This is a genomic window from Faecalimonas sp. LCP19S3_D12, assembly GCF_052121495.1.
GTDB lineage: Bacteria > Bacillota > Clostridia > Lachnospirales > Lachnospiraceae > Faecalimonas.
Genome location: NZ_JBQKED010000005.1, coordinates 66,348 through 78,157 on the forward strand (window position 1 = coordinate 66,348; position 11,810 = coordinate 78,157).

Here is an 11,810-nt window from a genome sequence, read left to right on the forward strand (position 1 = left end):
TACTTAAAATAGAGAGTTCCGTTTCCGGAACTCTCGTATCAAGTGTGTTTTATTTATCCAGAATTTTCTTCAATTCTGCCACAAATGTATTCACGTCCTTGAACTCTCTATACACCGACGCAAACCGCACATAGGCAACCGGATCTAAATTCTTAAGCTTTTCCATCACAATCTCTCCAATCAGATTGCTGGAGATCTCTTTTTCTTCCCGCTTAAAAATCTCCGTCTCAATAGCTTCGATCGTCCTTTGAATCGCCTCTGCAGACACCGGTCTTTTATAGCACGCCCGCAAAATGCCGGCCTCAATTTTTGACCGATCATACTGCTCTCTATTATTATCTTTTTTTATGATAATCAAAGGAATCGTCTCAACCTTCTCATATGTAGTAAATCTTTTCCCGCACTCATCACAGGCTCTTCTTCTTCGAATCGAATTCCCGTCTTCTGTCGGTCTGGAATCAATTACTTTCGTATCTGGATTACTGCAATATGGACACTTCATATTCTGTTCCTCCTCAAGATTTTCTCATATCGTCATTTTAGCAGATAATAGTTAGTCTTTGCAAGTTTTCAGACATTTTTCTTCACATATTTCTACCATGATAATATCCGGTCCTACTTTTTTGATACACTCAAATGGAATCACATATTCCGAATCGCATCCAAACAGCCCATGCATCTTCGCCTGCCCCGGTACAACGATCGCCTCCACACATCCTTTGGATAGATCAAATACCAGATCCACCACACACCCAAGCCGCCTGCAGTCACAAAGATTAATCACTTCTTTCTGTCTCAATTCACACAACCGCATCTTTTTTCCCTGACTCATTTATTATTCAGTATATGCCGATTTCCTCTATGCTGCCATCACTTTTTCACTTTCAAATGCTTTTACAATAATACCCACAAGCAGGAAACCGATTGCAAATGTCATCGCTACCGTCACCCCATACTGTGCCATTGTCACCTCATGACTTAAGATTCCTTTTAAAACCAAAGAAATATTATAAACCGGAATATAGTACATCTTTCCATCTGTGTTTCCTGTAGTGAACATCGTCATCAAACCTACAACAAGCACTACCATATAGAGCGGCATTACATAGGTAGTCGCCTCTTTGATTGTCTTTGCAAATACCGAAGTAAGTGCGATCATCGTAGAATATAAAAACGCAACTCCAATAAGCAGGACTGCAAGCATTGCAATCTGGTTTGCATTCAAACTGATATTCAAATTCTCACCTGATGTTCCAAGCATCGACTTGGACATCAATGGCATAAATGCCACCATCGCTCCCACGTAAATTACCGAAGAAATTCCAGACAATGCCATCAATGCAAACACTTTTCCGAGCACGATCGAACTTCTCTTGATCGGCGCCACAAGAAGGCTTGCCATTGTTCCTCGTTCTTTTTCACCCGCAATCATATCCGTTCCGATTCCCATTGCTCCTGCAAATAAAAGAATTGTGATAAAATACGGAAGCATCATTCCAAGCGCCTTTCCACTCGCCTTTTGCTCGTCCTGAATGACCATCTTATCGTTGTCAGAATTCACTGTAAACACTGCAATCTGCTCTAAATCTCCCACACGCTCTGTCAGCAGTGTCTGACGGTACGCCTCAAGTACTTCCAAAGAGAGCTCTTTATATGCCGCATTAGAATATTCTTCCGACGGATTGTAATAAGTCTTAATCTGTGGAACCGGATCTCCCTCCTTGTAATTTTGAATCATCTCATCCATATTCTTTGGAAACTCAATCAGAAGATCGGCTTCTCCATCCCGAATCTTCGTCTCCACATCTGCCCTCTCACTTTCGGAAATTGTATGTATCTTATAATCTGCATGGATACTCTCTAAAAATTTTTCAAAACTTTCCTGTTCATTCTGAACATAGACAATCGGCTTGTGTTTTGTGATGTCATCCTCCATCCCTGTAATCATCTGACTCATCAGATACATAATTCCAATCATGATAATAACCGGCAGAAAAAATACCGAAAAGACCATTTTTTTATCCTTGAAAACACGTACCATCTCTTTATTGAAGATTTCTTTGATGCTCTTCATCTACGCCTCCCCCTTTCTGCTTCTGTACAACTCGAAAAATGCATCCTCCAAATCTTTCGTCCCTGTACTGTCCAGTATTTCCTGCAATGTACCTTCACTCACCTTCTGACCGTCAATGATCACTCCAATCCGGTCACAAAGCTTTTCTGCCTCCGACATAATGTGCGTGGAGACAATAACAAGCTTTCCCTCTTCACGTAATTTTTTCAGGTAATCTGTCACACCTCTTGCGGTCACGATATCAAGACCATTTGTCGGTTCATCAAAAATCACGATTTCCGGATCATGTACAAGACTTACCGCAATTGCCGCCTTTTGTTTCATTCCGGTCGACAGTTCTTTGATCTGTTTATGCGCAAAATCCTTAATTCCAAAATACTCAAATAATTGTTCTTTTCGTTCTTTTAAAACCTCTTTTGACACACCGTGAAGCCTTCCAAAAAATTCAAACATATAGTCGGGTGTAAACTGTGGATCAAGCTTAATGTCACTTGTCAAGAAACCGATGCTTTTACGCACCTGCTCCGCCTCTGTCACCACATCATGCCCTGCAACCTTAACCTCACCTTCTGTTGGCTTAATAATCGTTGCAATACAGCGAAGTGTCGTCGTCTTCCCTGCACCGTTCGGTCCCAATAGACCATATATTTCCCCTTTGTGTGCATTTAGGCTCAAATGATCTACCGCTACCTTTCGATTGCTTTTTGTTTTGGATTCTTTCATCTGCTTTTTGTTCAGTTTATACACTTTTGTCAGATTTTTTATCTCTATCATATTCCCCCACCTTTCTTAATTTCCTTGGTATGCAATAAAAAATCACCACTTTCCTTCTAATTTATCTAAAAAGTGGTGATTTGTAAACCTAATATTTCTTTTATTTCATTTTTTTCTCATATCTGCCGTGCAATACTAATGCTACTACAGTGAACAACACCGGTCCTACGATACTCCAAACAGTTGTCGCAACATCTCCCGCCATCGCCGGCTGGATGATTGTAAAGAAGTTCGCAAACCCAACCGTCACTGTCACCACTATTGTAAAAATAATGGATACTGTATCATTTTTAAAGATCACAAATGGTTTATGAATATTTTTATTCTTCTTAAATTTGATAAACGCTGCCGAAATAAACATATACGGAAGTGTCATCGCAACGTTTGTCATCGATACAAGAATGTTGAAAAATTGTGTCATCGTATCTCCACCCATAGAGATTAGCAAAATAAATGCCACAACTACCACTGCCTGAATCTTCAATGCAAACTTTGGCATTCCACCTTCCATTTTGCAGAATTTCTCTGGGAGCAGTCCTTTTGGGCTTCCCTCAATCAACTGTTTTAATGGTGAGTAGCATAAAGTAAACACCGCACCTGCCAAAGACAATAAAATAGAGATTCCCATAATTCTCGCTGCCCAGTCTCCCATCTGTATGCAGGTTCCCTGACTTGCCCCAAATGCAGCTCCAATCTGATAGCCAAGATTATTCATAATTACATAGGAAGCATTTCCTTTATGTACGGTAGCAGCTGAAAGTGTGTCGCTCCAATTTGTAAAGATTCCGACACAAAAGATTCCGATGGAATATCCAACCGCAACAATAATCGCTGCAATTGTAAGACCTTTTCCAAAGTTCTTTTCCGGATTTTCAGTCTCATCTACAAGACCTCCGACTGCCTCTGTTCCGCCATATGCGAACAATGCATATACAAGAAACGCCAGCATAGCAAGGCTTCCTGCATATTCTGGATTCGGAGATTCCACAAGTGACGCCGCAGAAACGATTGGCTGAGCCAACTCTCCTTTATTTCCAATCAGTACAAGAAGCGCTCCTCCGATTAACATGACATTTAAGAACATACATGCGATTCCACCGATAGATGCTACTTTCTGGATATTTTTCAATCCTTTGCTTGCAAAAAATGTAACGGCAATGATAAAAACTACACCGAGAATCCCAAGTGTCTGTGTTGATTTCAATCCAAACAATGTCCAATCTGCTGTCGTATCTTTCCCAAAAATCGCATTGGAAAGCGGAACCATAATTCCCGATGAGATATTTACAAGCCAGATTACATAAGATGTATACCACATGAATGTTGCCACGAACGCATATTTTGTTCCGACACAAATCTGCATCCATGAAAAGATTCCACCTTTTTCATCTTTAAATGCCGAGCCATACTCTGCCACCATGAACGCAAACGGAACAAAGAAAAGTACCGCTGATAATAGGAAAAACGGAATTGCTCCATATCCCATCAGATAAAATGATCTCGGCATATTATTAAATCCATAGACCGATGTAAAGATCATTAGAATCAATGCTCCCATTGTTAGTTTTTTTGTTTTTTCTGCCATTCTTTCTCCTCCTGTACTCTATGCGTTCGCCAAAAAGGCACGATATCCCTTTACGGCTTCGTAGATATCCGCTTTGCTGCTCACCTCGTAAGGTGCATGCATACAAAGAAGTGCAATTCCGCTGTCAATTACTTCCATCCCGTAATTTGCCATGATATAAGCAATTGTACCGCCGCCTCCGGCATCCACTTTTCCAAGCTCATCAAACTGATATGCCACATTTGCATCATCAAAGATTTTTCTTAAAACTGCAATATATTCTGCATTCGCATCATTAGAACCGCTTTTTCCTCTGACACCGGTAAACTTATTCATGGAAATTCCTCTACCAAAGAATCCGGAATTTCGTTTTTCATAATGCTCTGCATACAGCGGATCATACGCCGCGCTTACATCTGAGGAAAGCATTCTGGAACGTGCAAGCGCTCGTCTTACTTTCAATTCAGATTCCCCTTCTGTCAGTGCAATTAACTCAGCAACTGTATTTTCAAAGAAATGTGACTGCATTCCTGTCGCACCTACACTGCCGATTTCTTCCTTGTCCACAAGAAGACACACACCTGTCTTTTTCAGATTTTCTGCCTCCAGCATCGCAAAAAGGGATGTAAATGCACAGATTCTGTCATCCTGTCCATACCCTAAGATCATACTGCGGTCAAAACCAAGATCTCTTGCTTTACCCGCTGGCACAATTTCAAGTTCTGCTGACTGAAAATCATCCTCTTCAATCCCATACTCCTGTTTTAAAATAGAAAGAATATTGGCCTTCACCAACTCTTTTTCCTCTTCTTTCAAATCTTTACAGTCTCTCAAAGGCATATTTCCGATCAAAAGATCCATATTTTCACCTTCAATAACCTTTGCCGCAGTCTTTTCCATTTTTTCGCCCGCAAGATGGATCAAAATATCCGTAATCGTAAATACCGGATCTCCTTCTTTTTCCCCAACGCAGATCGGAACGGTCTTTCCGCTTTTCAGTACAGCTACACCGTGTAGCGCAAGCGGCTGTGCAACCCACTGGTATTTTTTGATTCCACCGTAATAGTGTGTATCCAGATAGGCAAATCCATCCGCTTCATACAGCGGATTTTGTTTTACATCCAAACGTGGTGAGTCAATATGTGCTCCAAGAATATTCATTCCATTGGAAATCGGCTCTTCCCCGATTTGAAATAATGCAACCATCTTATGCATCCAGACCGCATACACTTTATCACCTGTTTTCAGCTGTTTGTCCTCGGCAATATAGGCATTCAAATCTTTGTATCCAGCCTCCTTAGCCATCTCAACTGCCAATGCCACACATTCGCGCTCTGTCTTTCCTGCATCCAGACATGTTTTATATCGCTCACAGACCGCATCAACTTCCTTAAGTTCCTTCTGGTCATACGACTTCCATACACTCTGTTTTCCCATTGCAAACCCTCCAATCATTTTTCACAATTTTTTTTATTTTTTTATATTTTATTTATACATAGTTTATAAATCAAACATCTTCTATTTTCTTGACAAGAAATTTTTCATATAGTATTATATTCTGAGTAAAATTTTCTTACAAATTATTACATAACAAAAGTTCTATATATTAAAAAGATTAATTTTTTATCCAAAAATTGATTTATAAGAAATTCAGGAGTATACACATGACAATAAACGAGCGCGTCGGAAATAATATCCGCAAATACAGAATTGCACACCACTATACATTAAAAGACTTATCTGCACTTGTACACAAGAGTTGTTCTACTCTTTCAAAATATGAAAAAGGAATTCTTCCTGTCAGTGTTGAGACGCTGGAAGAATTCGGGGAGGTTTTTCATATTCCCACTTCGCATCTCTTGTCTGCGCCGTCCGAGGGGAAACCGGATGTCTCTCGCAAAAGTCTCCTCAAAAAATACTACATGTACAATTATGATGGCAGAAGAAAACGAATTATGAAAAGTATTATTGAAGAATACGCCACAGATCAGCCGGATACCTATTCGATTCAGCTTTTCTATGACGTAGATGATCTGGAACACTTTGGAAAATGCGAGGTAATCTATTCCGGTGAAAGCACAACCTTTGGGCCATGGCAAAATTATAGTTTAAAAAATACTGCAAATACACTGGAGGAAATTTGGATGTGCACCGTAAATACCTTTTCTCAAACGGATCTGAAAAGTGGTATCTTGTCCGGTATCTCACAACTTACCATGCGCCCCTGCAGCCGAAAGATCCTGATCACGTCTCAGATACAAAAAGAAAATCATTTCATAGATGACCTGCTGCTCTCCAAAGAGGATATCCAGCAGATTAAAAAATACAACTTATTTACACTCGGGGAATAGCCGTTTTTACGTATTTTTCATACAATTGCTCTATGATTTCAATATGCAGCCATTCATCTAAAATAATTCGCTCCAGATTTGCGACAACATACTCGTCCTGGATCCATTCTGCCTGTCTTTTATAGGTTGCAATCGCAAGCTTTTCCCCTTCATATGCATGTTTCAGCATCATATCTATCCGCCTTGGGTATCGGTTGCACCCAGGGCTCCAATATGTAAATCTTCTCCGCTCAACACTCCAAAGCCTTGGGTCTGCCCCAAGTTTCTGCGCCAGCTGCCCATAAATATTCATGTGGTGCATTTCCACCATACTGATCTTGTGAAATGTCTTTCCGATTTCTTCATACTTGCCATTTGCGATCAGACTGTTGTAAAAATACAGACTGACTGCAGACATCTCTGAGTTGCAGGCTCCGATATTGCTTAACATCGCCATTGCATACCTCGGATTTTTTTCACATACTTTCACAGGAGGATATTCTGCAGAATCTCTTACCTGAATCTCTTCTTCACACATAAAAAAGTCTCCTTTATTTCTCTATACTTTACACTTTATGGTAAAGTCAGAAAAAGGAGACCTCTTTTTTTCTTTTCTCTATAAATTCTATTCTTCGATGTCAATCACTGAGACAGGACAGCCATCTCTTGCTTCTTTTGCTTCCTTTTCGTTCTCTTCAGTCACGTCTGCATGTACCTGTGCAATCTCATCACCCATGCAAAACACTTCCGGGCAGATACTTACACACATCCCGCATGCAATACATCCATCTTCTACAACTGCTTTCATCCTGTAATTCCTCCTGGTTCTTTTTTTACAGTATGTCCGCTTTTTTGTGTTTTATACTATGCAAACTGACTTTGATATAATTTTGCATAGAAACCGTTTCTTGCAAGTAACTCCTCGTGGTTGCCCTGTTCTACAATATTGCCATCCTTCATCACTAAAATGATATCTGCCTCTTTTATTGTTGACAGACGATGTGCCACAATAAAACTCGTTCTCCCCTCCATCATTTTCTGAAATGCTTCCTGAATCTTAATCTCAGTTCTCGTATCAATTGACGATGTCGCCTCATCCAGTATCAAGATCGGTGGAAGTTTCAGCATCACTCTGGCAATACACAGAAGCTGTTTCTGTCCCTGTGACAGATTCCCTCCATCTTCCGAGATGACTGTATCGTACCCATCGGACATGCGCTTGATAAATCCATGTGCATGCGCTGCCTTTGCAGCCTCAATAATCTCTGCTCTCGTAGCTTCGGGTTTTCCATATGCAATATTTTCAGCGATTGTTCCTGATTTCAGCCAGGTGTCCTGCAATACCATTCCAAAATTTGCACGCAGGCTGTCTTTTGTAATCTCTTTCACATCATGTCCACTCACATAGATTTTCCCCGCATCGATATCATAGAACCGCATCAACAAATTGATCAAGGTTGTTTTTCCACATCCTGTCGGACCTACAATCGCAACCTTTTGTCCCTGTTTTACATGTAGATTCAGATCTTTCAACAACGGTGTATCCTTTCGGTAAGAAAACGAAATATGCTGCAATTCCATACTTCCATCTGTCTGCTGCAAAATCAGTGCGCCTTCTTTGTCTTTCGTTTCTACCTCTTCATCTATAAAATCAAACACTCTTTTCGCACACGCAAATGCATTCTGGATCTCTGTGAGCACACTCGATATCTCATTGAATGGTTTTGTATATTGATTGGCATAGGTGAGAAAACAAGACAACTGTCCAACCGTGATCACGCCCTGCATCGCCAAAACGGCTCCAAAAATTCCCACACCCGAATATACAAGCCCATTCACAAACCTTGTGCTTGGATTCGTGATGGAAGAAAAGAAAATGGCGCGGATACTGCATGTTTTTAGTTCCTCGTTAATTGTATCAAACCGTTCTAATGAACGTTTTCCATACCCAAATGCCTGCACAACTTTTTGATTTCCCACCATCTCATCCACGAGAGATGTCATCTGTGCCCGCGTTTCAGACTGTATTTTAAACATGTTATACGTCTTTTTTGCAACAAAACTTGCGACAAACAATGACAATGGTGTGATGAAAATAACAATGAGCGAAATCTTGACATTGATAGAAAGCATAAATGCCAATGTCCCGGCAATTGTCACAACACCTGTAAACAGCTGTGAAAATCCCATCAAAAGTCCATCTGAAAATTGCTCTACATCTGTGATGATTCTGCTGATCGTCTCTCCGTATGGGTGACTGTCTACATATTTCAAAGGAAGTTTTTGCAGATGTTCAAATGCATTCATACGCACATCCTTTACCACCCGGTACGTAATCTGATTATTGCACAGATTCATCAGCCATTGTGCCATGCTTGTCACTCCAATGATAACTGCAAGTTTCACAAGTATTTGCAGAATTTTCCCAAAATCGACCTGCCCCTTTCCTACAATAAAATCTACCGCATCCCCAATTAAAATCGGTGCATACAAAGTAAAGCCCACTGTGATCACAGCAAAAACCAACGATAATATCAGATAATGCAGATACGGCAGCAAAAGCTTTCCGACTCTCTTAATCGTTCCATGATGTTTACGCATGATGTCCCACCTCCTCTTTTGAGAATTGCGAACTGCAAATTTCCTGATAAACTTCACAGGTCCGAAGCAATTCCTGATGTGTTCCGATTCCTGCCATTTTGCCGTCATCCAATACAATGATTTTATCCGCCTGCATGATCGATGAGGCTCTCTGGGACACGATAAATACCGTCATCTGATCTGTATTTTCTGCAATCGCTTTACGCAGCCTCGCATCTGTCGCAAAATCAAGTGCAGATGCGCTGTCATCCAAAATCAATATCTCTGGATTTTTCACAAGTGCTCTTGCAATGGTAAGCCTCTGTTTTTGTCCTCCTGACAGATTCTTTCCGTTCTGGCTGATTTTGGCATCCAGTCCTTCTTTCTTTTTCTCTACCACTTCCAGAGCCTGTGCCGTTTCCAATGCTCTGTAAATCATCTCGTCTGTTGCATTTTCATTTCCCATTTTCATATTGTCGCGAATGGTTCCACGAAACAATACTGCTTTTTGCGGAACAACACCTATTTTCTTTCGAAGCGTCTCAAGCTTATAGTTTTTCACATTTTCTCCATTTACCAATATCTGTCCTTTCGTAACATCATAAAATCGAGGGATCAGATTGACCAACGTCGATTTCCCGGATCCGGTTCCTCCGATCACACCGACTGTCTCTCCCCTTTTTACAACGAAACTGATATTTGATATCGCTTCTTCTGCACCGGAATAAGACATACCGACCTCATCAAAGATCACCATATTCTCTTTATTTGATTCCTCTCTATCATATTCTCCATCGACAATATCTGACGTCAATTCAAACACTTCATTAATACGAGACGCTGATGCAAGCGCTTTTGTGAAAGATACGATCAAATTAGCCAATGCAATAAGCGCTAGAAGAATCTGAGACATATAATTGACAAGCGCAATCACTTCTCCCTGTGAAATATTTCCAATATACACCTGCTTTCCACCAAACCAGACAATTGCAATTGTTGCCACATTTACAATAATGTAAGTCGCTGGATTTAAAAGTGCCGAAAGTTTTCCTACCAGTATCTGAACATCGAGCAAACTGCTGTTTTCCTCTGCAAATGTTTCGATTTCCCGTTTCTGTGTACAGAACGCCCTTACAACACGTATTCCGGAAAGGTTCTCTCTCGTAGATAAAAGTATTCCATCCAGCCTGCGCTGCACTTTTTTATATAACGGAATCGTGATCATCATAATTCCATAGATCACAACTGCAAGAAGCGGTACTGCCACCACAAAAATCAGGGCAGCTTTCACACTGATTGTAAAAGCCATGATCATTGCTCCCACCACAATAAACGGAGATCGTAAAAACAGACGCAATACCAGATTCACACCGGACTGTACCTGATTGATATCGCTGGTCATCCTCGTCACAAGCGTCGCGCTTCCCGCCTGATCAATCTCCGCATAGGATAACGAATTGATATGCGCAAACAGATCATGGCGTAATTCTGTTCCAAACCCGACTGCTGCCTTTGCCGCAAAGTACTGTGCCGTCAAAGAGCAGGCAAGTCCAAGTACTCCAAAAAGAACAAGCACCGCTCCCATTTTCCAGATATAAGGCATATCCTGATTCTTGATCCCAATATCAATAATATTTGCCATAACAAGCGGCACAATCAATTCAAAGCACGCTTCCAGCAGTTTAAACAATGGTCCGATAATACTTTCTTTTTTATAATGTTTCAAATAACGAAGTAATTTTCTCATGCTTTTATTTCTCTCCCGCAATTTGTTTTCTTCCTGTTTTTCTTCTATTAATTACAAAATTTAATATAATACCATGTACATAAACTTGTCAATTCTAGCTTGTTATTTGTTTCACTTTCCATTATACTTAGCCATAGAAAGAACTCTATACAAGAAAGGAACTATTTTTATGAGTGAAATACATATCAGCGAAAAACATTTTACTTCTGCCCCGACAGACGGAAACCGTCTGCCAAAAGAGATGGCAGTATATGAGCTATTAGATAAACTAAAAATCCCATATGAAGGAGTAGACCACGATGTTGCCGGCACAATGGAAGAATGTGCTGCTGTTGACGAAGCCCTTGGGGTTACAATGTGCAAGAATCTATTCCTGCGCAATCAGCAAAAAACAACCTTTTTCCTGTTATTGATACCGGGAGACAAAAAATTCATGACGAAAGATCTTTCGAAGCAGCTTGGCATCTCAAGACTTTCTTTTGCCGAGCCAGAATATATGGAAAAATTTCTGAATATCACTCCTGGATCCGTAAGTGTTCTCGGACTGATGAACGACAAAGACTGGTACGTAGACCTTTTGATTGACAAGGACTTAATGAATGATGAATATATCGGATGCCACCCATGTATCAATACTTCCAGTCTCAAGATCAAAATGGATGATATTATCAAAAAATTTCTAAAATATACCGGACACCGTCCAAGATACGTAAAATTGTAACAGCTTTCTAGGAGGAAACA

The 11,810-nt window shown here is 40.5% G+C and carries 12 protein-coding genes; 2 read left to right on the plus strand and 10 right to left on the minus strand.

The annotated features are described in order from the left end of the window. Nucleotides 1–49: 49 nt before the first annotated feature. From nrdR to ACTQXY_RS02710, 6 genes are all read right to left on the minus strand, one after another. Complete coding sequence (gene nrdR, locus ACTQXY_RS02685) at nucleotides 50–502, minus strand: transcriptional regulator NrdR (protein WP_441658174.1); 453 nt, start codon at nucleotides 500–502, stop codon at nucleotides 50–52. 51 nt (nucleotides 503–553) lie between these two features. Beyond that, a complete protein-coding gene (locus ACTQXY_RS02690) occupies nucleotides 554–814 on the minus strand; it encodes a YlmC/YmxH family sporulation protein (RefSeq protein ID WP_441658175.1) in 261 nt (86 codons plus the stop codon). A 45-nt stretch (nucleotides 815–859) separates the two neighbouring features. Continuing rightward, on the minus strand, nucleotides 860–2,074 hold the full coding sequence (locus tag ACTQXY_RS02695; protein ID WP_441658176.1) for an ABC transporter permease: 1,215 nt from the start codon (nucleotides 2,072–2,074) through the stop codon (nucleotides 860–862). Further along, entirely contained in the window at nucleotides 2,075–2,848 is a 774-nt protein-coding gene (locus ACTQXY_RS02700) for an ABC transporter ATP-binding protein (protein ID WP_004614728.1), read from the minus strand. Between the two features lie 100 nt (nucleotides 2,849–2,948). Then, complete coding sequence (yjeM, locus tag ACTQXY_RS02705) at nucleotides 2,949–4,433, minus strand: glutamate/gamma-aminobutyrate family transporter YjeM (RefSeq protein WP_441658177.1); 1,485 nt, start codon at nucleotides 4,431–4,433, stop codon at nucleotides 2,949–2,951. An 18-nt stretch (nucleotides 4,434–4,451) separates the two neighbouring features. Next, nucleotides 4,452–5,849 (minus strand): aminopeptidase, encoded by a 1,398-nt coding sequence (locus ACTQXY_RS02710; protein WP_441658178.1) that lies wholly within the window; start codon nucleotides 5,847–5,849, stop codon nucleotides 4,452–4,454. A 227-nt stretch (nucleotides 5,850–6,076) separates the two neighbouring features. On the opposite strand from ACTQXY_RS02710, the gene ACTQXY_RS02715 reads away from it, so the two are divergent. Further along, complete coding sequence (locus ACTQXY_RS02715) at nucleotides 6,077–6,763, plus strand: helix-turn-helix domain-containing protein (RefSeq protein WP_022250506.1); 687 nt, start codon at nucleotides 6,077–6,079, stop codon at nucleotides 6,761–6,763. Here ACTQXY_RS02715 and ACTQXY_RS02720 read toward each other — a convergent pair. The 4 genes from ACTQXY_RS02720 to ACTQXY_RS02735 all read right to left on the minus strand — a co-directional run bounded on the left by ACTQXY_RS02720 (nucleotide 6,747) and on the right by ACTQXY_RS02735 (nucleotide 11,069). Beyond that, the gene (locus ACTQXY_RS02720; protein ID WP_441658179.1) at nucleotides 6,747–7,280 is read right to left on the minus strand and encodes a ferritin-like domain-containing protein; all 534 of its coding nucleotides are present in this window, start codon (nucleotides 7,278–7,280) and stop codon (nucleotides 6,747–6,749) included. The genes ACTQXY_RS02715 and ACTQXY_RS02720 overlap by 17 nt on opposite strands. An 87-nt stretch (nucleotides 7,281–7,367) precedes the next feature. Continuing rightward, complete coding sequence (locus ACTQXY_RS02725) at nucleotides 7,368–7,550, minus strand: ferredoxin (RefSeq protein WP_004614733.1); 183 nt, start codon at nucleotides 7,548–7,550, stop codon at nucleotides 7,368–7,370. 56 nt (nucleotides 7,551–7,606) lie between these two features. Continuing rightward, nucleotides 7,607–9,343 carry an ABC transporter ATP-binding protein gene (locus ACTQXY_RS02730; protein WP_071143663.1) on the minus strand — a complete coding sequence of 579 codons (1,737 nt, stop codon included), beginning with the start codon at nucleotides 9,341–9,343 and terminating at the stop codon, nucleotides 7,607–7,609. Beyond that, nucleotides 9,336–11,069, minus strand: a complete 1,734-nt coding sequence (locus ACTQXY_RS02735; protein WP_441658180.1) for an ABC transporter transmembrane domain-containing protein — start codon at nucleotides 11,067–11,069, stop codon at nucleotides 9,336–9,338. The genes ACTQXY_RS02730 and ACTQXY_RS02735 overlap by 8 nt, the downstream gene beginning before the upstream one ends. Nucleotides 11,070–11,238: 169 nt before the next feature. Between ACTQXY_RS02735 and ACTQXY_RS02740 the strand changes: the two genes are divergently transcribed. Beyond that, entirely contained in the window at nucleotides 11,239–11,790 is a 552-nt protein-coding gene (locus ACTQXY_RS02740) for a prolyl-tRNA synthetase associated domain-containing protein (RefSeq protein ID WP_373206976.1), read from the plus strand. Nucleotides 11,791–11,810 lie beyond the last annotated feature (20 nt).